Annotated in this window: 17 protein-coding genes and 1 pseudogene; 9 read left to right on the forward strand and 9 right to left on the reverse strand. The window is 58.8% G+C overall.

Features of this window, described 5'->3' with window-relative positions; all coding sequences use genetic code 11:
* Positions 1 to 214: 214 nt before the first annotated feature.
* The 4 genes from tnpC to ACVIN2_RS12140 form a co-directional block, all read right to left on the reverse strand.
* Complete coding sequence (tnpC, locus tag ACVIN2_RS12125) at positions 215 to 1,786, reverse strand: IS66 family transposase (protein WP_456769698.1); 1,572 nt, start codon at positions 1,784 to 1,786, stop codon at positions 215 to 217.
* 73 nt (positions 1,787 to 1,859) lie between these two features.
* On the reverse strand, positions 1,860 to 2,207 hold the full coding sequence (gene tnpB, locus ACVIN2_RS12130; protein WP_456765771.1) for an IS66 family insertion sequence element accessory protein TnpB: 348 nt from the start codon (positions 2,205 to 2,207) through the stop codon (positions 1,860 to 1,862).
* Positions 2,204 to 2,614 carry an IS66-like element accessory protein TnpA gene (tnpA, locus tag ACVIN2_RS12135; RefSeq protein WP_456765772.1) on the reverse strand — a complete coding sequence of 137 codons (411 nt, stop codon included), beginning with the start codon at positions 2,612 to 2,614 and terminating at the stop codon, positions 2,204 to 2,206. Before tnpA ends, tnpB begins: the two co-directional genes overlap by 4 nt.
* 996 nt (positions 2,615 to 3,610) lie before the next feature.
* Positions 3,611 to 3,940, reverse strand: a complete 330-nt coding sequence (locus ACVIN2_RS12140) for a hypothetical protein (RefSeq protein ID WP_456765773.1) — start codon at positions 3,938 to 3,940, stop codon at positions 3,611 to 3,613.
* A gap of 93 nt (positions 3,941 to 4,033) precedes the next feature.
* On the opposite strand from ACVIN2_RS12140, the gene ACVIN2_RS12145 reads away from it, so the two are divergent.
* The 3 genes from ACVIN2_RS12145 to ACVIN2_RS12155 all read left to right on the forward strand — a co-directional run bounded on the left by ACVIN2_RS12145 (position 4,034) and on the right by ACVIN2_RS12155 (position 5,723).
* Positions 4,034 to 4,399 (forward strand): VanZ family protein, encoded by a 366-nt coding sequence (locus tag ACVIN2_RS12145; RefSeq protein WP_456765774.1) that lies wholly within the window; start codon positions 4,034 to 4,036, stop codon positions 4,397 to 4,399.
* A 640-nt stretch (positions 4,400 to 5,039) separates the two neighbouring features.
* Positions 5,040 to 5,246: a hypothetical protein gene (locus ACVIN2_RS12150; protein WP_456765775.1), complete on the forward strand. Its 207-nt coding sequence runs from the start codon at positions 5,040 to 5,042 to the stop codon at positions 5,244 to 5,246.
* Between the two features lie 159 nt (positions 5,247 to 5,405).
* Entirely contained in the window at positions 5,406 to 5,723 is a 318-nt protein-coding gene (locus ACVIN2_RS12155; RefSeq protein ID WP_456765776.1) for a hypothetical protein, read from the forward strand.
* Between the two features lie 663 nt (positions 5,724 to 6,386).
* Here the strand turns inward: ACVIN2_RS12155 and ACVIN2_RS12160 are convergent.
* The gene (locus ACVIN2_RS12160; RefSeq protein ID WP_456765777.1) at positions 6,387 to 6,674 is read right to left on the reverse strand and encodes a hypothetical protein; all 288 of its coding nucleotides are present in this window, start codon (positions 6,672 to 6,674) and stop codon (positions 6,387 to 6,389) included.
* 128 nt (positions 6,675 to 6,802) lie between these two features.
* On the opposite strand from ACVIN2_RS12160, the gene ACVIN2_RS12165 reads away from it, so the two are divergent.
* Positions 6,803 to 6,994, forward strand: a complete 192-nt coding sequence (locus ACVIN2_RS12165; RefSeq protein WP_456765778.1) for a hypothetical protein — start codon at positions 6,803 to 6,805, stop codon at positions 6,992 to 6,994.
* 766 nt (positions 6,995 to 7,760) lie between these two features.
* Here the strand turns inward: ACVIN2_RS12165 and ACVIN2_RS12170 are convergent.
* Complete coding sequence (locus ACVIN2_RS12170) at positions 7,761 to 7,925, reverse strand: hypothetical protein (RefSeq protein WP_456765779.1); 165 nt, start codon at positions 7,923 to 7,925, stop codon at positions 7,761 to 7,763.
* 927 nt (positions 7,926 to 8,852) lie between these two features.
* Between ACVIN2_RS12170 and ACVIN2_RS12175 the strand changes: the two genes are divergently transcribed.
* The 4 genes and pseudogenes from ACVIN2_RS12175 to ACVIN2_RS12190 all read left to right on the forward strand — a co-directional run bounded on the left by ACVIN2_RS12175 (position 8,853) and on the right by ACVIN2_RS12190 (position 15,977).
* Positions 8,853 to 9,212 carry a VanZ family protein gene (locus tag ACVIN2_RS12175; protein ID WP_157234051.1) on the forward strand — a complete coding sequence of 120 codons (360 nt, stop codon included), beginning with the start codon at positions 8,853 to 8,855 and terminating at the stop codon, positions 9,210 to 9,212.
* A gap of 1,489 nt (positions 9,213 to 10,701) precedes the next feature.
* Complete coding sequence (locus ACVIN2_RS12180; protein ID WP_456765780.1) at positions 10,702 to 11,001, forward strand: hypothetical protein; 300 nt, start codon at positions 10,702 to 10,704, stop codon at positions 10,999 to 11,001.
* A gap of 631 nt (positions 11,002 to 11,632) precedes the next feature.
* Positions 11,633 to 12,251: pseudogene (locus ACVIN2_RS12185) on the forward strand (LabA-like NYN domain-containing protein).
* Between the two features lie 3,456 nt (positions 12,252 to 15,707).
* Complete coding sequence (locus tag ACVIN2_RS12190) at positions 15,708 to 15,977, forward strand: hypothetical protein (RefSeq protein WP_456765781.1); 270 nt, start codon at positions 15,708 to 15,710, stop codon at positions 15,975 to 15,977.
* A gap of 483 nt (positions 15,978 to 16,460) precedes the next feature.
* On the opposite strand, the gene ACVIN2_RS12195 is transcribed toward ACVIN2_RS12190, so the two are convergent.
* From ACVIN2_RS12195 to ACVIN2_RS12205, 3 genes are all read right to left on the reverse strand, one after another.
* Positions 16,461 to 16,730, reverse strand: coding sequence for a DUF7662 domain-containing protein (locus ACVIN2_RS12195; protein WP_456765782.1), 270 nt, complete (start codon positions 16,728 to 16,730; stop codon positions 16,461 to 16,463).
* 133 nt (positions 16,731 to 16,863) lie between these two features.
* Positions 16,864 to 17,040, reverse strand: a complete 177-nt coding sequence (locus tag ACVIN2_RS12200) for a hypothetical protein (protein ID WP_456765783.1) — start codon at positions 17,038 to 17,040, stop codon at positions 16,864 to 16,866.
* 52 nt (positions 17,041 to 17,092) lie between these two features.
* Positions 17,093 to 17,401: a hypothetical protein gene (locus ACVIN2_RS12205; protein WP_456765784.1), complete on the reverse strand. Its 309-nt coding sequence runs from the start codon at positions 17,399 to 17,401 to the stop codon at positions 17,093 to 17,095.
* A 921-nt stretch (positions 17,402 to 18,322) separates the two neighbouring features.
* Here ACVIN2_RS12205 and ACVIN2_RS12210 point away from each other — a divergent pair.
* Positions 18,323 to 18,538: a hypothetical protein gene (locus ACVIN2_RS12210; protein ID WP_456765785.1), complete on the forward strand. Its 216-nt coding sequence runs from the start codon at positions 18,323 to 18,325 to the stop codon at positions 18,536 to 18,538.
* The last annotated feature ends 2,343 nt before the right edge of the window (positions 18,539 to 20,881 follow it).

The following is a 20,881-nucleotide window of genomic DNA, read 5'->3' on the forward strand; positions in this document are numbered from 1 at the left end:
CGCCAAGGCGCTGAAGGCGGAAGCGCTGGCGAGACGCAGTTTGAGCGCAGTCGGACCGCAGCTGCAGATCGACCTCCGGGGCACTGGGCCGAGATGAGAGGAGCGAAACTCACGGCGTTCGTGTTCATCTCAACAAGGCGATTAGCCTGTCATTGAACGTACGCATCCGGTGATGGCCCCTGGTTAGGCATCTTGAGCGGATGGCTGACCGCGCTTATGCGGCGTGAGCGAGGTTCTGAGATCGCCAATTCCAGGGCATGAGTTCGTGGATGCGCTTGGCGGGATGATCCGGGAGACGGGCCAGCACGTCGGCAAGCCAAGCCTGTGGATCGATGTCATTGAGCTTGGCGGTGGCGATGAGGCTGTAGATGGCAGCCGCACGCCGGCCGCCCTCATCCGACCCGGCGAAGGTCCAATTTTTTCGTCCCCCGGCGACCGACCGTAGCTCACGCTCAGCAGCATTGTTCGACATGCAAAGCCGTCCGTCATCAAGGAAGCGGCTAAATGCACCCCAGCGGCTGAGGCAGTAATTGATCGCTTTGGTCGTGTCGTTGTTCCTGGAGAGCTTGGCGCGCTGCTCGCGCAACCACGCCTCCAACTCGACGATCAAAGGGCGGCTACGTTCCTGGCGCACACGCAAACGCTCCTGCGCAGGAAGTCTGTTGATCTCGCGCTCGATGGCGAACAGAACATCGACGCGCTTGACCGCCTCGGCCGCGATCGGCGCCTTGCTGAGCCGCGCGAGATCAAAGAACTTGCGCCTGCCGTGCGCCCAGCACGCGGCCTCGATGATCGGACCGCCCTTGCGATTGGCCTCGTAGAGCCTGCCAAAGCCGGCGTAGGCGTCGGCCTGCATCAGTCCGGCATAGCCCGCGAGATGCTGCTCCGGATGCGCACCGCCACGATCGGGCGAGTAGAAGAACACGGCCGCCGGCGGATCTGGGCCGGCAAACGGACGGTCGTCGCGCACGTAAGTCCAGAGCCGTCCGGTCCGGGTCTTGCCCTTGGCCAGGACCGGCACCGTGGTGTCATCCGCGTGGATGCGCTCGGCTGCAAAGACGTGGCTCCGGATCGCATCGACCAGAGGCATCAGGGTTGCCGCGGAGGCACCTACCCAGTCCGCGAGCGTCGATACGTCGAGGTTGATGCCTTCACGCTGGTAGACGTCGCTCTGACGATGAAGCGGCAGGTGCAGGCCGTACTTGGCGAACAGGACATGGGCCAGCAGCTTGGGCCCTGCACGCCCGCGCGCAATCGGGTGCGATGGAGCCGGCGGCTGAGTGATCGCTTCGCAGGCCCGGCAGACGAGCTTCTCGCGCACGTGCTGGATCACCTTCCACCGGCGCGGAACGAGCTCCAGCGTCTCGGTCACGTCCTCGCCAATTTTGCGCAATCGGCTGTCGCCGCAGCATGGGCAGGTGGCAGGCACCGGATAGACAATGCGCTCCCGCGGCAAATGCGCCGGCAGCGGACGGCGGGTCGGCTTGCGGCGCTCGAACGATGGCACCGCAATCTTCTCGGCTGCCATCTGCGCCGCGGTCTCAGCTTGCGCCGCGTTCTCCTCCAGGTCGGCGAGCTGTAGCTCGAGCTGGTCCAGCAATGCGCCTCGCTCGGAGGACTGTCCGAACTGCTCGTGCCGGAGTTTCTTGATCGTGAGTTTGAGCTTCTCGATCAGCAATGTCCCCGCCTGGGCCTCGGCTTCCGCGGCCAACCGGGCCGCTCGCTCAGCGCGCAGCATCGCCTGCAGCGTGGTCACATCGTCGGGAAGAGAATCATCAGCACCCATCGTCGACCAGAGAATCACAAGACGCGATCTTTGTCCGAACCGCTGATCGTGCCACCGATTCAAATCCCAGCGATCAGCCAGCCGCCCGCGGTCGCCAGGTACGTTGCGGCATCCGCCAGTCAATGCCCTCCAGCAGGTAGCCAAGCTGGGCGGGGGTGATTGTCACCACGCCATCAGCCGACGACGGCCACAGGAAGCGGCCGCGCTCCAGCCGCTTGGCATAAAGCGACATGCCTAGTCCATCGTGCCAAAGGATCTTGATCAGCTTGCCGCTTTTGCCACGGAACACATAGAGGTCGCCGCCGTGCGGGTCTCGCGTGAACGCTTCCTGCACCAGCAAGGCCAGCGAGTTCATGCCGCGACGCATATCGGTGTGGCCGGTCGCAATCCATACCCGCACGCCCGACGCAATGGGGATCACCGTAGGCGTCCATCTGCCAGCGCCGCCACGGCGGCCTTCAGCGTCGCCGCGTCGACCGTACCCGTGATCCGCATCCGAGCCCCGGCAGTAAACTCGATCTCAATCGACCCGCCGCTGCTGGCCGGCGCGACTGGACAAGGTGTCGGCCCTGATTCCGCGACCACTATCGCCGGTACGAAGCCAGGTTGATCGGCGGCATCCTTCGGCTCCGGCTGAAACGAGCGTCGCCATCGCAGCAGCAATGAGCGCGAAACGCCATACCGCCGCGCTGTTGCTGCGACTTGGCGCGGCGCCTGTAAGCTCTCCACGACGATCTTGAGCTTCTCATCCTCGGACCAGCGCCGCCGCCGGCCCGTGTCCACCACCTCAAGCCGTTCGACTTGGGCGCTGCGCCTATCACTGTCCATAAGGACAGTTCTCAACAACACGCCTCATTCGGCAAGGCGGCCTTCACCGGACGGATACCATTGAACTGAACCGATCGCTCATCGCCCTGGCGCATACGAGCGCTCGAGGATTGTCCATCAACACCTAGCGCCGAGGAATGTGCTCTCCACCCGGCAAACCAATCCCACACCGCTGCTCTAGGTGTTGCAGGCGGCAGCCAACCCAAGCTTTCTCAGGAGCGGCGCAAACCGATCGTTTGGGCATTCCTTCGCCAAGCTCGCTTGAACTTCTTCGGCGGCTCGCTGACCCGCTTCTTTGCGACGCCCGCCTGCTTTTGAGCCTCAGGCTTTGGAGCATACGGGTCGCGCCAGTGACAAGAATGAAATCAGGTGTTTGGCTAGGACGGCTAATCGGAGGAGCGGGAAGAGGCTCTTGCTCTGCAGCTATGAAGCTCACCTCCGTTATCTGCTTGGGCAGATCCAGGTCTTTCACCACAAGAGTTTCCAACCTGTCGGATTTCTTCGTGCTCGCAGCCGACGCCGGTGCAGCGAATACTACCAGCACCTCTGACTGGGGGGGATCCGACCTGCGACCCCCAGCGGCAATCGCGCAGATTCAAACTAAGCCAAGCACCTCAAGTACAACAGCTTTTTGGCATTTGCCAGTCCCCACATTGGCAATCTTAGCATCTGCCACGAGATGGGTCCGGAATGAGGCGGAACTTCTCATTTTGGTTAATTCGAAAGCGGCCATTTGGCGACTAGTAGCACTGGCTCACCGAAATCAGGCAAAACCTGCCTGAAATCCGCCGACAAAGCGACTGGGACTACCGAAAGATAACCCGGCGGTCCGAGTCGAAATCCGATCAAATCCGGCCTCAGTCCGAATCACTGGAGCGGGCGCGGCGCAGCCGCCGATGGTGCTTCTGTTCTTTCAGCGCATCCTGAACGCGTCAAAGGCGTGCGCCAAAAAGATCACGACACTCAGGAAGGCCAACGTGGCAATTGCCATCTCTGTCATGGCCTCACCCATTTGCTCGAGATGCCCAGAAGAGCGGCCTGCACGAACTGTTCGTAAAGTACATTGATAAGCGCCAGCATGACCACATCCCGCTGTTTATCATCCCGTGGAACGTTAGGGTGGGAGTGTTTCAGGCTCGCTTCGTTGCGCCCGGAAATGGTTTCGCCGCCACGGCGAAGGGGCTGACCTACGGTGCCCCGACGCGGCGCCCGTAAGCTGTCGACGGCGATCCTGAGCTTCTTGGACTGGCGCCGCCGCCGGTCCGTGTCTGCTACCCCAACCCATTCGGCTTCGGCACTCCGCCTATCAGTGTTCTTATACAACATGCCTCTTTCCGTTCGGCGACGCGGGGCCGTTGCAGGCATGGCCTCCGATGTTCTTGACAGCCACCACGCGAAAGCCTCTGAGGAGTGGACGGCGTGTGCAGAAGGCACTATTTTCGCGACATGATGCGGAAATTAATCATTTTGATTGCCTGGTGCGGCCTCGGATCCATCGCCTTTGTAACACTCTCTCCGATCGGCTTGCGCCCTGAATTAGGATCTGCCGGGTTCGAGCGTTTCGCAGCTTACGGTGCCCTCGGCGTTCTCTTCGTAGTGGCATATCCTCGCCGATTCACACTGATGATGATATTCATACTCGGTATGGCCGTTTCGCTCGAGCTGCTGCAACATCTCACGCCTGACCGCCATGGCCACATCGCGGACGCTGCGCAAAAGGTTATTGGCGGGCTTGTTGGTTCGAGCGCCGCGAAGTTCGCCCATCTTTGGCGAGACCGATCCTGAAAACGGCTACCGCGCCGGCGATAGGGTTAGCCATGCAATTGCGTGGGCAAGCGTCTCAGGCACCGGATGTGGGAGTGCGTTAATGCATGCGTTCATTGCTCTCTAGTTTCTATTGCCGCGGTGGCCTCGCCGCGACTCGGCTTGCTTATCTGGCAAGTGCCGGCGGCCTCCGCGCTGGATACTAAAGCGCGTGGCGATATACCCTATAGCCAAATGCTGCTGCGCTGGTGGTCGCTCCATACTCGTCGGAACCGCCACGGATAAGACGACGCGACCATCTACTGGTGGAGAATGAGATTTTGCTCGCACGGACTCACCGAAGAGACCTCGGCAAAAGACAACCCTGCTTGCCGCCAAGTCTCCCCTCCGCGCTTCCCTGCTTACCATCTTGTTGGCCGCTACCCGCTGTGGTGACGCCCTCACAGCGCTTATTGGCGCTTGGCGTCCCGAATCAGGCAGATTCGTCCGAAGTGCCGAATGGACGCTGCGGCTCGAACGATGTGCACCGAAAGACTATTGTGACTAGGAGTTAATTTTGGGCTGGATCGCAAATTTACTCCGCCTTCCGGACGTCGGCCTGCGACCTCGGGACGGCACCCACGTGGACCTACAGCCATTATCGGCGCGCGGCGGTCGATGGTTGAAGCACAACCTGTTTCGCTTCCCCGGTGCGGTCTGGTCCCGCAAGCGGGGTTGTGTGGAATTGGCAGAGGGCGACGTTATCGCATTGCATCTCGTGGTCGAGCGCCTGAAAGAGGCTGGTGTTCGGGTGCGATTCTATGGGCGGCTTCGGCGCTGGGACGGGACGGCGCCGGTGTGGACCTTGCTGGTGCGTGGAAAACGATGATCCGGCGGCGTCGAAGCCATTGGCTCATCGACGCTCTGCAAACCCGTGCGGCCAGTTAACCTGCAAGCCCCGCATCAATATTGATCCGCGAATTTGGTTGTGTGCGTTCTACTCCGCGCTAAGATTCGCTTACCGGACATTGCATCTCCCGGGCCCACCATGGCGAAAGTCGGCGCGCTCTTATATTCGGCGCGTCATCTTCGTTCGCCCCACAACGCGCGCGAGTTGATTTTGCAGGGCCCGTCAAAGGAACCGCTCGATCTCGTCGAAATGCCTCGAGAGATTAGCGTCCTGCGAAGCCGCCATTCGGAAAATGGCCGCGTCACGAACCTTTTGAACAAGCTGATGATCAAGGTTGCACATCTCATGGAGCCGGAGAACGCCGCTCACGCTGAACAGCTGCGCAAAGCTTACGAAAGAACGATGGCAGAGGTGGAGAGAGCCGTCGCGCACAATGAACGCAAGCCGTCCAGGTAAGCCTAATAGCGAGATCATATTGCAGTAAAGCGCCACTTCATTTGAAGGTACCTACGGTCGTGAGATAGCCTTCGTTTCGCGTACGGGCGCTTTTGCTGCGAGGGGTCGCTTGCCATTGCCAGGCGGCCCCGCCCAGCTTTGCCAGAGGCACGGGTATTAGAACGAGGGCCGGCAATCGCTACTGGGTCAATCTCGATGCTACTGCGTCGGTTGGTGCATTAACCCTGCCGCAGCGTTGCCGCGTCCGCGAGGACTCCGTCGGCGGACTTGGCCGGCCTTGAGAAAACAACGCAACCACCTCACCGGATGACGTCACGCTCCAGAGGAATGAACCTATTCTCATTAAGCCAGATGCAGCGCGTTCTTATACCTCGCCAGCGCGAGAAGTGGAGCAGAAACCCCCAGAACTTGACCTCCTGGACCATGAGAGCCGGCTTAAGGCATAGATGAACCTGGGCCCTTTCAAGAGATTACACCGTTTGATTTTGCGAAATTGCTCGCATCAGCTGCATATCAGAAAACTACACTAATTAAATCGCTTGGCAACTTTCTCGCAGATAAGAAGGTACTCGCTCTAAAAAGAACGAGAAGCCGATCTCGGAGTTGAAGTCCGACAAAGCGCAAGGCCTCGTCCGATTACCAGATCTTCTTCACGCGCGACGCCTAGCCCTTGGACGTCACGGTTTTGACTTTTCTGTTATCCAATTCATCTGCCATTTGTAAGCTGAAGAACCGCTTTAACAGGCGATCAATCGCTGTGTCGAAACGTTCTTCGAGATCCAAATTGGCGAGTACCCCAGCGCTTTCCAAGGCGTTGCGGATAGCGCGCTCATTAGGAGCGGTTATCTGTGCTAACTCCGATGTCCGCCGCGATAGCGCGTCCGACTTCTGCGGTTTCGCCGGCGATGGCGACTTCGGCACGCTTGCCTGCGAGCAGGTACGGCGCACCAATAAACTTACCGAGCGCCCTTCAGACGCCACCGCGAGAGGTATTCTGCGACCTCATTTGGACTGAAGATCAAGGTTGCCTTGAGCTGAGCTGAAAATTATGATCGCCGTCCTTTTGAGGAAAAATAATAGTGCGGAAGGCGTCGTATGACCGGGTTCGAGCCAAGCTTGAACGTTTTGAATGCCTCGCCACTGAATGCGAATTGATCGCTGAGCGATCGAATGAAAACGATCGACAGCTGTACCTACGCGCTGGCCAGCGTCATCGCGATTTGGCAAAGGATATGCGCGAACTGATCGCTTCCTTCGACATCGCCGCGTAAAGTACAGCGTGCTGCTTTAGCGGGAAGCTGTTCAACGGCCCACACATCCGTCCCCGAGGCGACTAAGGGTCTCGATTGGCGCCCGGTGAGTGGTTCAGCGCAGCCGATGGGGTATTAGAGGACCCCAGCCTAAAACAGGTCTTTGAGGCGCGTTGAAGCATCCTTACGCGCTGGTCACGCCTGCTTAGCCTGGGGGGTGCAAGCCAGTCTGCCTACCGTTCCGGCGGCCTAAGACGCTTTGAGCGCTCACGTCGGCGATCAGAAATATGCTCGCGAACGCCGTAGCCAACGCCAAACCCGGCACCGAAGATAAGCAAGATGACGACAACGTCTGCCATTCGATGCGTTCGCCGCTGCCGAGAGAATGCCAGAAGTGGGCCGCCAGCTTACCAGCCAATCCGCTGGCGGCCCGTGCCAGTGCTGAAAATTCTGGCCTTGGGCGGTCAGACGACTGGCACAACGATACTGCTGTGGACGTCAGGCGACCTGCAAGACTGCGCTGGGATTAAGGTAACGCAGCAAGGTTACCCGGGTCCTTCGCACGCGGTGTCCGAAGCGTTCTCGCGTTGGCATTGGCCAGCCGAAGTGTCTCCCTGAGAAGGAGAACTTCTTCGTATTGTTTCTGAGTTTGCAATTTTGTCGCCAAACGCGCGATTTGGTTGTTGTTGAGGAGTTCGACGCGCGCAGCAATATTCGTGTGCTTATTCGACATAGACCACCCCCACTGCATTGTGTTCCGGGCACTTTTTACGACTGTTCCAAGGTTTCAAGACATCGCATACCAACCGTTGGGAAGCGGGATGAATGGCCAGGACGCGACTTCAAGATTGTCGTTCGCGGCGGCAGGCTTCGTCGCAGCTGTCCGATCGGCGACGGCTTCTTCCACCTGGGCGGCACTCGCCGCGGCGGCGCACCTAAAATCGATTTGCATGAACAAAGCTCCCCATCGGAAGCGCGATTAAATCTGCAGTGTACTAAAAAGGGCCGATAAGAATTAAGGCAGGAGGATATATCGGGTTCGCGTCGCAAGCAATAGTAGCCTGCTCTGACTTAAGTCGAATTCCGCCGTCGCGCAGCCGCGCCGTTCAAAACGCGAATTCACCGAGCGCCCTTCAGACGACACGACGTCGAGCACGTCGTCATCACGCCGTTGTCGCACCTAATGCAAGCCTTGACGCATTGATCATAGTTCTTCGGATCAAAAAAAAGGCGAGAACATTTTGGCAGCGCATGCATTCGTCGAGTTAGTGACGTCTTCCTCACGCGAACAGGCCGAAAGCCCCGCAGCGACCGTGAGGATAACAACCGCATGGATTATTCGCTTTCGAGCGCGCTTCACGCTGGGTCAGACCAGGGCGTGCTGGACCGAAGCTACCGGTCTTGGAGACTTCGAGTGCATGGCGGCGAGATATCGAGATGTCGTGACTACGGCAAAAGCGACGGTAATGGCAAAGGCGACCGTGAAAACAACAAAAGCGGTACGAGGACCAATCGTAATTTGAAGCACTCCTCCCCAGGGGCGTCCCCCGACAATCACCTTAGCGACATGGTCCCAAAGAGTTCAAGCTTCGTCTCATAGCTCGAAGGACCTTTGCGAACTTGCGATGCCAGAGCCCGGCGTGCGAGTGTCCACTTTTGAACAGTTCGCCGACCCAAAGCTGTGAGCCCGCCCCGCAGCTACGCTGCGCACTTCTGCTCGCCAATCCAGAGCGCGTTAAGATGCGATTTCACTGTTTGCGCGCGATGCGGTTCAATTGACTGCCGGGTCTCATTTAGGACAGTCTTGCTTTCCGATTAAGGATATTCGAATTCGAACGGCGTATGGAAGCCGCCGCGGCGTATTGTTGTCTCTATGCGCTTGAACCGCCAATTCACGATTGTGACGGGACTGGGCCTTGCTCTGGCAACGTACGCAGCGGTGGCAGCGCTGAAAGGCTGGCCGGTCATCGGCGGGCACCATCACGGCGATCGCGTGATGCTCATTGAGCGATTTTGCGTGTGGGCTCTTTTTGGATCTGCGCTATCGCTCCTTTTACCGGGCAGGCTGCTGATCGTTTGCGGCTTCCTCATAGTGACTTCACTCGCAATAGAACTGTCGCAAATCGTTCGCCCTGACCGCTATCCCAGCCTCTTCAGCGCTGCGCTAAAAATCCTAAGCGGCATCGTGGGTGCAGCGGTCGCACAAATCGTTCTCATGTTCTTGCCGCGTCCTCCATAGTCGTTGTATTGCCCTCATTTGCCCAAGTAACACTAACGCACAGATGTTCTTGCGCCGCTCGGCAACGGGCCCGATGCTTCATGCAGTCGCGAAGTCGTCCTCGTCTCGCGTAACGGCGGCTTCGCGGCGAGGGGTCGCCGCCCCCCGGTCGGCGATCCCGCCCACAATGCTGCTGAGGTTCGGAGGCAAAGTGTGTGTTGAATGCACGGGTGTTGAACGGCGACGCGTCACATGCAAAACGGTCGACCAGACAGTCATGCTCTCGCTCTCAGGCGGAGCGACAGTCACGCGCTGCGCAATGCGTGACCTCTCAGTTTTTGGGGCCGGCCTACTGCTAGAAAATGCTCCGATCCCGTCGACTATCTTCGACCTATCGTTTGACCATTTTCGAACAGGCTTCGCCTGCCGCCTCATATGGCGTCGCGATGCTTTCGTCGGGGTGGCGTTTGTCCATTAGCGTGCCGCGATCTGACGCCAGCGCAGCGCGCGCGCTGATCGCGAAGCTGAGGTGCACGGTCGGCAAAGGCCGCCTAGGTCCTGATCTTGACCGGGTTGCCGGGACGTCACTGGATAAAAGCGCCGAACTGGATGGGCTGGCGGCGATGCCGAGCGGCTCGCCCCGGGCTCTTTAGGCGGAAAGAGCTGCATCGGCAGTCCGATGCTGATACCTGTCTGGTCAGCACCGACATTGCTCATCCCAATGTCGGAGTTAGGACCGCGTTGAAGGCGCCACCTCGACGCGGTCCGCCATTTATTGACCGAAGCATTACACAGCGGTCGCACAGCTAACGTGCCTTGCAAGCCCCGCCTCTGCTGATCAGAACCTGCGGCCGAAGCCTACTACTCCGCCCATGCTCCCGGGCTGGTGCGGGGCAGGCGACGTCGACGCATTCTGCCCAAACCCGTATGTGTTCGTCCCGGGCACAGGTACCGAGATCTGCGAGTTTCCGTTCACGCTGTGCCAGTGATGGTGCCGCTCGGAAAGGAATGACGAATTCACGTTCTTCGTTGTGAGTACAAGGTCCAGTCCAGCTGCGGCTGCAAAGGGGCGAGGCGCCGACCATCGCACCAAACTTCCACGGGGCTTCTTCTTCGCAGCGGCCCTTCCCTTTGCTTCTACTTCCGTCGCGCAGTCTCACATCCAAACTCAGGCATAGCCGAGCTCGTCGAGCACGTATCCTGATAGATGATCATGATACTTCGCTCGCCGAACGGCTCTGTGCGTATGTCAATTATGCTGACATAGGTTTGGAATTGCCAGATTTTCCCGGCAGTCGTCAGATTCTTGTTGGCAGAAGCGAGTCAACTTGGCATGCTCCTGTGACCGGGCTCGCACGTTCATCTCGCATCTATTTACACCCGGAGACTGAAGCAACGGCAACGCTGCGGCAGCCGTTTTAGTACGTGTTGTTTAGATCAACCAATGAACTTCTGAGGCCGCCTTTAGGTGGCCTCTTCGTTGGGAATTCAATTCTGCGGGGACATTGCAATGGCAAAACCAGCCTTTTCCCGTGATGCTTTTCGTGGACTATTCGCTTTCTACGCGACGAAGGCTCATCACGATCACAAAGCCGAAGAATGCCTTTTGAGGTTGTTCGGGTCTGCAGAATACATTCCTGATCGCCTACTGCAGCAATGGTCTGAAAAAGCTGATCTACTCGGTTCAGAAACCGTCGGTAGTGTAGTGGGGCCGCGCGCCCGTGAACTCGCGAGCGGCGGCACGCGGTACGACCATGCGAGTGATTTTCTCCACTCGCTCCTGAGAGACCTCGGGCGAAAAACGCAGTGATCAGATGCGCCGTTTCCGCGCGCTCTTGCCGCGCCTCTGCTCAACTTTGACCTCATAGGAAGTCTTCTGCCCCTCACGCAGCTCGTTAGACCGGCGCGTTCGCCTATTAGCCCCTCGACTTTAACCTGCGCCTTCTTCCTGGGTCCCGGAAGGTGCGAGGCGCCTCAATCTTCGAGGCGAGCGACCAGGCCGCTGGAGACATTTGATTTCGATAGGGAGCGGTCAATAACATCTGCAAGATTGCCCTGGTGGCGCTGTAATGAGCCGCAGTCCTGCTGAACTCGCTGCCAATCAACAAAGGGTTGCCTGATCGGTCAATGACGGACCATCGCCAGGCACGACCGCGCCTATGTATCGACAGATCAAAGGGAGCAAAAGCGTCAGCGTTCATCCATGAACACCTTAAATGCGCACTTGGAAATAGACAGGACACATTACGAAATCTGACGGGGAGAACTTTCGGGCAACGCTGGGGTTCCACGCCCGGATACATATGATATTAGTTGAAGATTAAACGTTCGTTGCTACTCGACGATCTCCGGTAGCTATCCATATAGAATGCGACCGAAAATTTTGCGTTGCGAATTTACGGGATGCTTCAACTCCGACTTGCCCCACCGAAAGCCTACAGATGTCTCATTTGCCTGCCGACAAGATCGCGCTCTTCATCGACGGAGCCAATCTCTACGCGACGGCGAAAACTCTGGGCTTCGACATCGATTACAAGCGCCTGCTGAAGGAGTTTCAGAGCCGCGGGACGCTGCTGAGGGCGTTCTACTACACAGCGATCATCGAGGATCAGGAGTACTCCTCGATCCGGCCGCTGATCGACTGGCTCGACTACAACGGCTACACCGTCGTCACCAAGGCGACCAAGGAGTTCATCGACGCCTCCGGCCGCCGCAAGGTCAAGGGCAACATGGACATCGAGCTCGCCGTGAACGCGATGGAGCTCGCCGAGCACATCGACCAGATGGTGCTGTTCTCGGGCGACGGCGACTTCCGCTCCCTTGGTCGAGGCCGTTCAGCGCCGCGGCGTGCGGGTCACCGTGATTTCCACGATCGCGAGCCAGCCGCCGATGATCGCCGACGAGCTGCGCCGCCAGGCCGACGTCTTCACCGACCTCGTCGAGCTGCAGTCCAAGCTCGGTCGCGACCCGTCCGAACGCCCCGCCCCGCGTGATCGTGAAGCGCGTGGACACATGCCAAAATTCTTGCAGGAGCCGAAGGGAAACGACCCACACGACTAGACCCTGAAGGCGGCGCCCGCATTCCGCAAGTGCGGATGGGCCGGTGGCATTTGTCGCTTTGAGATATCTTCGCAATGGCTCGATATCGCCTGCGTGAAAGGGGCGGCATCCGGCATCATATTTTGCTGGCAAAGCGAACCTGCTGTGGCTCTGAAGAACCCCGACGCAATTGCCGTCATCGTGACCGCCCTCCGGCTTACTCACGGCGACGAAGCTGCGCGAGCCATGCTGATCGGCGGCATGAGCTTGGCCGCCTGACAGAGGCGACATTCTCCGCACCGGTCGAGCGACGCGATGCCGTTCGATTTGCCACCTCGAACGTCCGCCAGCCGCTCGAATTCTAATCCTCCGGCGCGTTCCTTCAGCTCAGAATTTCAACTCTCAGGCAGGGCATGCACCTGTAGGCATAGGCGGCGGCGGGCAGGTTTGCAATTGCCGGCAGCGACGCGAGAAACTCCATTGGACGCTGACATCTGTTGCAGATGAGGGTTGGTGCCTTGTCCGTGCCACCGCCTTGCGCCATTGCTGGTCCGCCAAAAGGTGAGAACGGTAATTCCAATGGCCGGCGTTTACACCTCCGGACGACTACCGGGAGGCCTTATCGAAAATAGGCCCCGCCAGCGTGAGCCGCTATTGCTGCTGAACCGAGACTCAGTTTCGATTTCCATCGTTGCGGCCAAATTGCCTGCGGGAGGCGATCGTGAACGGCGAAGCCGGATGCACCGTTTGTAGCCAAGCTCGACTGCTCAAAGCTGTTTTCCCCGTCACCAAAGGCTACGAACTGAAGCGTTATGAATGCGCTAGTTGCGGCAGCGATCTGTGGCTAGTTACGAGAGTGTCCCGATCATCAACGCCTAAGCAGCAAAGCGGAAGATCCCGACGAAGTACGCGGCTCAAGACCATCGAAGCGGCCTTGAAAGGCGCCGCTCGTGCCGCAGCTAATCAAAAACCGAAAGCCCCGCCAGCGTGACTGGTCCCCGCAGCTTTTCCATTTCTGTACGATCAGCCGCGGCGTTCCGATTGCCACTGGAGAATGAGATTTCCCGCTCACCCGCGGAGCGGCCGCGACAGGGCACCATTATGATACCGATCGCTCAGACCTCCCTTGGCGGTGTCAATTAACTCGCCGCCATGCCGACCTGCACCGGGGAACCGACCCCGACCTCGCACGAAGCCATTTCCCGGCCCCGCGAAATCTTGCTGAAACAGAGGGGGTCGAAAGTGGCGCCATCGAACACGGGGATGCCACATGCTAGTCCTGATGAACCTGATCTGGCGTCGCCTTGCCTACACCATGCTGACTGGTATGCGGTCCAAGCTTGTGCGCCAATGACGAGAAGGGCGGCCGCGTAAGAAGGCATCCGTGCCGCGTCATGGACGGTCCGCCAGCCCGCCCCGGAGCCTCCCCCTGGGCGCCAGGATTGAAGGAGCCGGCGGGCTCCCTACCAAAGGGTATCCGTTAGGCTGGTAGCATCGAAGCCGCGACATTCGGGGCGATGCCACCCACTTCCACAGGCGCGCATTTCAGTGTGTGACTTAGCTTTCGGTCAGTTTTGCCAAAAAGCGGCCCCAGGACGGGAAAGACCTGAAGCCGAATACGTTCCCTGGCCGCGCCGGGCCGATTGACGCTCGCCGCCACGACACTTGGATACCGGCATGCGGCATGCAGAAGGCACCTTCAGTGTGATGCGCGAGATGGGCCTACGCGAATGTCCTGGTCCACTGCCATTGCGGCCATCACGTTGCTCTAACGGCCGATCGTTTGGGCCGGACGACGTTCGCTTCTCTGAGGTCGAGCCGCGGTTTGTGTGCGCCGGATACGGCAACCGAGGGGCTGGGGTCAGACCGATTTCAGCAGCCGCAAGCCGCAGCCCCAAGCGCTCGCTAGGTAACCCGTATTTTTCCCAAAAACAAGGCGCCGCCAGCTTGCGCAATGCGCGTTTACGCACTCGCGGCCCGACGCGTCCTTGTCCGGTAAGACGCGCCGGGCCTAACCATTCCCTGCTTTCCCCGTAAGGTTTGGCTGAGCCAGCATAGAGCGATTCTACAGGCGACTTATACGTCTACGTCTCTGTGCAGCGCTCCTCTCGCTTCGGAGCAAAAATCCCATGTCTCGGGCCACACGTTTGACGGACGCGATATACCTTCCAAGCTCGGTTGCGATTTCACCCGCGGTCGAGCCAACGTTGACCATTTTGATCAGCATCTGTACCTCGCCCTTGGTCCACTGCTTAGGTTTGTGGTTTCGCACGCGCCAAGCTCCAGTTCGCTTGGAGCGGAGATTAGCAGAATTGTTCCACTTCTGGAACGAAATGCCCACTGCGTGGATTTCGGTTCCACCGAATTTGTATTTGCAAACGAGACGAAGCTGGGGCAGAATTTTCTGCACCGGGGCTGGCTTCATATTTCACTTAGTTCTTTTAACCCGGCTGCATTGACCACGCGGGGCCGCAGCGATTTAACCTCCCGCTGCGGCCTTCGCCGTATGGCCGCCAGCGTGACCGGCGGTGGCCGGCGGTGGGTCGTCCGAAGATAGCCGCTCGAAGCGACTGCTTAGCTTTGCTTCCCGTGCATGCAGGCGATCACGAACTCCCGCTTTGCGCGACCTTGTCCCTTTCCTCTTCCGCCCGCACTCGAAAACCCACGTTCGGTGGCGAGCTGCTGGCATTTTTCCAATTTTTGCGGGTTGCGAGGCGCGCCCTGCTGAGCCTGTACAGCGCCTGCGACCAAAGCCAGAGCAAAGGAAGCAAATAAGATCGGCCTAATCATTCTGCGAACTCCCTACCTGCAGTTGATCAAATCGCTATAAGAAAATAGTGGCCTGCCTCGGCATCAATCAAGCGAGCAGAAGACCATAAATCGTCCCTTGGATTGTAGCATGGCAATGCTGGCATGAGCCGGCGGGCTTTGGGGTATATTTTAAAAGCGAACTGAACCTTCACACCGCGCGCCTATACTGACGAGTATCCGGGATTTTGCTAATCCCTTCCCGGGGCTGGACGGATATCAAGCCGCCGGGACAAGGTATTGTCTGCCCGGCGGCTCTATTCTGCCGGCTCAGGGGAGCACCTGCCTGAACCCACTACGATAAGCGGTAGCTCGCCCGCGTTCCGAGCTAACTAGGAATCGACAATTTGCGAGATTCCTAAGATGCCAGCTTTGCTGGCGGCATCCCGCTCGTCGATATAATGGTCTGGCCATTATCCGCCCCGCAGCCGTGCGGAATGGCTGGCCGACATGTGACCTGCAGCATCCAATGCCTAAACGGCCATTGCGATCGCAGGGTCGACGTGCGGCTCGACACACTACTGCAAGCTCAGCCGTGGTCGCGAGTCGGCTTGCGTCTCGTCTGCTCAGCATGCGGCGCCGCAGGATCTGTGCATATCTCCCAAACTGGCATGACAGTCGCGGGCAAGTCAGGCCAAGCATGGGCCGCTTGAGGTTTTGATTCCAGCGATGAAGCACGTCACCGAGCGCCGTTTTGCCAATCCGGAAGCCGCCGCGCGTCAGCTCGTTCAGCTGGCTTCGAGAATCGAGGCGGTACAGGACGGCAGAATCCATATCGAGAAGATCAACTACCCATTCCTATACACGCTTAAGGCAAGCGGGGCAGAGTTCGGCGCCGGCATCAGGTGCGCTGTCGAGAAGGGCTGGCTGGAGCTGCACGAGAGCGGTACCTACGTGCGGCTGCTTAGGCCGAGCGAGGATTTGCTGGCGAAGGAATGACGTGGTCCGTTTGACGAGTCGATCGCGCTGCCAGACGGCTTCCTGAGCTTGCATCAGCAGCCTGCCAAGAAGAGAACACGCCGCGCCTGAATAGCGAGCCGCGATGGTGGCGGTAATCCTCATGGCAGGCGGCGGCCCGACGATGTGCGCTCGTATTGGCGTCATGCGCGCTGCACAATCTGCTCCGCTATCAAAAGCCCCGCGCTTAACTTGCGTGAAGGCACCCTTGCGGCGCGCGTTGTATCCACCCGAATGCCGGGGGACCGAATCAATGCTGAAGCGAGTGGCCAGAGCCGAGCAGCATCCACGCTGCGAGAACTGCGACGTGCCAACAATCCTGAGAACCTTCGTTCTCGACACCCAGTCCGGTCGCGAAGTCGGGGTGTACCAATGCCCCAACTGCGCCAAGCTGCACTGGAAAGAGTGACGCAAATCAGGACGAAGCGCGCGACCCTAATTAGCTGGTGAGGTGAGGCGCTGCGATCAGCTCGGCTTCGCTCCACGTTCGAATTCAACCGTCAGATTTTTTAGCGAGACCTTGACGGCGAACCCAGCATCGAGCCAAGCGCGTGCTTGACTGTGACCCGCGCGGACGTTCTCGTTGCTCCACCACGAGGTGAACTTTCGAGCCGACGCCGGGAGCTTGCGTCCTAGGACGTCCTCGATTTCGGCGAACGTTAGCCGAACGATCGGTCCACGCTCATTCGACAGCCGAACATGCAGCGGGTGGTAAATGGAATTTCTAGGGTTCATGGCCTCAACACCGCAAATGTAAAGCCCTCATCATAGAACATCCGCGCGGCGCTGCACTGATCGCAGACCGCCTGGACCTCGCAATAGCGGCAGTGCCTGCGGCTGAGCAGGCGCCCGCCCAATCAAGGCGGCCTTACTCGTTCTCGGTTTGGGAAATTGCGCGTTCCAGTTCGGCTGCCAAGATCGTGTAGTGCGCGACGACCCTCGCGAAGGCTTCGCGCTTGATGACGGACTTTGCGGCGTCTCTCAATTGCTCGCACTTCACGATCTGCTCGCGGAGTGTCGCAAGATGTTCGAGCATGTCTTTCATCGCGTTCCCCAACGGGAACGCTAATGGCAAAGTCGGAAACCTGCAATCGGCCTCAGTGCTCGGTCCGGCCGAGCTTTCGACGCGACTGTGCCAGCTGCTTGTCGAGCTGCTCCTCGACGAACAACAGGACGAGGCGTCGAGTGTCCCTGTCGGTGATGTTCTGAAAGGCTTTGATCAGGCGCAGCATCTGCAGATCTTCAACTGGTTGGGTCATGGCAAAGACCTCATCGGAAAAGCGGCACATTAAATTATGTTTAAATATGCCGCTATTATTGCCGAAAAGGAACATGGAACTTGATTGAAAGTTAAACACCGCCGGCTCGCCGCCCAGAGCTGGCGGAGCGGCCCCGGCCACCCTCAAGGAGCCCCCCTGAAGCCGGGGCCGTGTCTCTTTAGATGGAGGGAGTAGTTAGCTTTGCTCGATGTTTCGTGCGGCCAATTCCTGGTCCAGCTGCTTCAAGCGAACGAGTAGATTTTCAACGATCTCCATGCAGTCAGAATGCCTCAACGAATGCACGCCACGCGCCTCGAGCTCGCGCTCCAATATTGTAGCCACTATGCTTTGGATGCTCACTAATCCCCCGCAGGAAAACATTTGCGCCGCCAGATACGGCTCAACAAAGAATTGGGTTCACTCAGGGGAAAGGCCGCAGCCTGGTTCCAGCCCCACTGCGGCCATCCCGGGCAACTGCAAATAGCTTGGTACTCAAATCTCGCCGGTGTTCCGACAGTAGAACACCCCGTTCCGAAAATGGACTCCGTACAACTACCGGTGGCACCTTGTCACATTAGAGCGAACATGGCACGGCTTGGCTTCCAGCCCCCAATGCTCCCGGCTGCCGATTCAAATGCGGATCAGAGCGCCGGAGCCTCGAAAATGAAGGTCGCAGGAACGGCTAAAGGGCTGCTCCTGCGACCGACGCCGCGACGTTCCGCACGGCTCCGGCGTGCTAGCATAGCGACCGACCAGCGTGAACCGGTGGGACCCGATTTGAGGACCCGCCAGCTTCAGCCAGCCCCGGCGGGTCACCCCACACCTTGACTGTTAAGCCTGTGCCGATTGTGAAATAGATCATATTGCGAGCCAGATATGCTGCGATACGATCATCGCACCGGGGCTGGCTGATATTTCACTTAGTCCTTTTCACCCGGACCTTTCGACCGCGCTGGCCGCAGCAGCAGTCCCGTGCTGCGGCCTTCGTGTTCACGGCGCTTAGCGCGATCAATCTGGCCGCCGTACTTGTACCAATGACTTCGGCGTCCTGTGCCATTGGAGAAGATTGTGTCCAAACAAAAAAATTGCCTGATCGTTCGTGCTGCAGGAAGACAACTGGACCTATTACGCGGCGAAGCCTCCCGCATCGCGAAAGGCAGTAACGTCGATTGGTGGATCGATCAGGCGGAGGTCGGCACTCGCTTCTGCTTCGAGGATACAAAAGCAAAGGAGTCATTCGCTCTGGCTTGTGACAACTTCGGTATTCCCTGCCAAGACGGCTAGCCCGCAGTCGATGCTGTGAGCCGGCGGCGGGACCGCGCACCATCATAGAAGTCCAGCGCTAATGCGGCCCCGTGCCCGAAGGGCCGCACCTGACCCCAAGCTGTGTTTCGGCATGGATGCCGCCAGGGGGTCCCCAGTCGAACGCCGATTGACACGGTAAGCCAGACCTGTCGACGAAAGCAGAAGAAAGAACCCTTTGAGATTTGAGCCCTTCAGTCTCTCTGGCCATCGTGAACACTGATTAGGAACTCCCGTGCCTTGCGACGATTGCCTGTCCAAGTATGGAAGGAAAGAGCATGGTCCGGACGTCGATAATCGTTGCAGTAGCCTCGTTAGTACTTTCCGCAGGCGCATTCGCTCAAGGTGGCGGTGGGGGCGGAGGTGGTGGCGGCGGCGCCGGTGGTGGCGCAGGCGGTGGCGGCTCTTCGGCCAGTTCCGGGGCTTCCAACGGCGGATCGTCTTCGAGCGCGACCGGTCAGACCGGAGCTGGCAACCAATCCCCTAAAACTGGCGGAGCCGGCCAGACCACGACCGGAAGCGGCGTCAACCAATCGTCTGCAGGCAACAGCGCCTCAAGCACGACGAAAAGCACGGACCCCAACGCGCCAGGAGGCTTGCCTGCAAACGCACAAGCTAGGCGTAACGCAGGTGCGGGCACCGCCCCGAACGGGTTGCCAATAGGCTCGCCCGGATCAGGGATAGGCTCGCCTGAACACCCTATCGGTTCACGCCGTTGAGCTCGCACCATCGGATCATGGTGAACGCAGCCATGGCGCCTTCACGCCGGCGAACATCATGAGCGCAACGCGTCAACCGCGTGCGCTACTACGATCAGCACGCTTATGGCGATGAGGAGGATTAGTAGCCAAGTGATCACGTTCGTCTCCAGGCTATGGAGTTGAACGCCCACACTCTGCACAGTCAAAGATAACCGGCCGAATCTCCTAATTCGGCCCAAGGGTGATGATTCTCAGCAACGGATGCGTCAACAGTCGGCCCTATCGGAATGCCACGAAGATAAGAACCGCAACAACGCACACCGAGAGTGAGAGTAAGTAAATACCCACGGCAATCCCTCGACTCGACGGAACCAAGATCGAATTCGGAGCCTGATCTCCCCTTCTCGCGACGCCCCGCCCCAAACTGACATTGCTCTAAAAACAAGCCGCAGCGTGTACCTGCGGGTCTCAACTCAGTTTGCGGCGTTGCTCGTCAAGGGTTGCGCGCTGCTGATCGATTTCCTCTTGGACCAGTCGCCAAGTTTCCTCAGCGCGCGACGGTCTGGGCTTCGGCTTGGGAGGTTCGCTCTCGCTCATGGGTAATCTGTCCGACGCTACGGCGCCTGGCTAGTAGCCCACAATGACTGCGGTTCAGCATGGTTCGGCTAAGGCTGCCAACCGATATTGAGAAGAAAGAGGCGGGCAACTTCGGCGGCCGGACGTGCTGCTAGGAGCAAGGGGCTCCGGACATTTTTTGACGGGGAGTGCACGATGTCATCATCCTTTTCTTCCCGGCCGTGCTCTTGACAGGTGGGTTCGCTGCTGCTGGCGATTTTGTAGCACCGCTAACTGTTTGCGCCTTTGCTGCTGGTGAAAAGGCAATAGCGAGCGCAGCAATAGCTATGATTGAAAGTAAACGGTTCATCTAACGCTCCTTTGGTTGCAATCACGACATACAACCACGAGCACGGTTAAAGGTCGAGAACGCGGTACTAAATTCTTTCGATGCACAGTAGCTCAGCATCGCTCAAGAGAAAGGGGGCGCAGACAGCGTGGGCTGCTCAAACCACCAGCCAACATTGCGTCAGAAAACCTGACCAGTATTGTTCGATACAGGCGTAATACCTGTGGTCGGATAAAGTCGGGAGGACTTCAGCTGCACCCCGAAAGCCGCGTTGTAGGGGCAGAAACTCCAAAGGGTTCAGTGAGGCCCTGAAGACGCTTATATCGACATCATCGGCATCCAAAGCACCGAGCCGTCAACTGCCGAGCAGCCGCGCCTTGGCTTGATCAATTGCTTCTCGCAGCTGGTCGAGACCCTCCATGAGCGCCGCCGCGATATCACAGGCCGCTTAGGCCTGCTTGGCTGGCGGAAGGCGTGCAATAGCAGCCTTGGCTGCATCGACAGTGCTGACGATCCGGCCGTCAAGGTGGGCAATGAATTCTTCATGGGGCCCACCATCGCAGTCATTATGCATCTTCGATCTCTCTTGCAAAACCGCAGCTTTTCTCGCGAGTGCGCTCCCCAGCCTCTCCCGCTGATTGAACAATTCCTTCTCGACGCAGCGACGCCCGCGAGATTGTGCTCCGCCAATCTTGCGGCAGCGCGCTCAGCTCAGCTAGG

The sequence above is a fragment of the Bradyrhizobium sp. USDA 3650 genome (assembly GCF_054057395.1).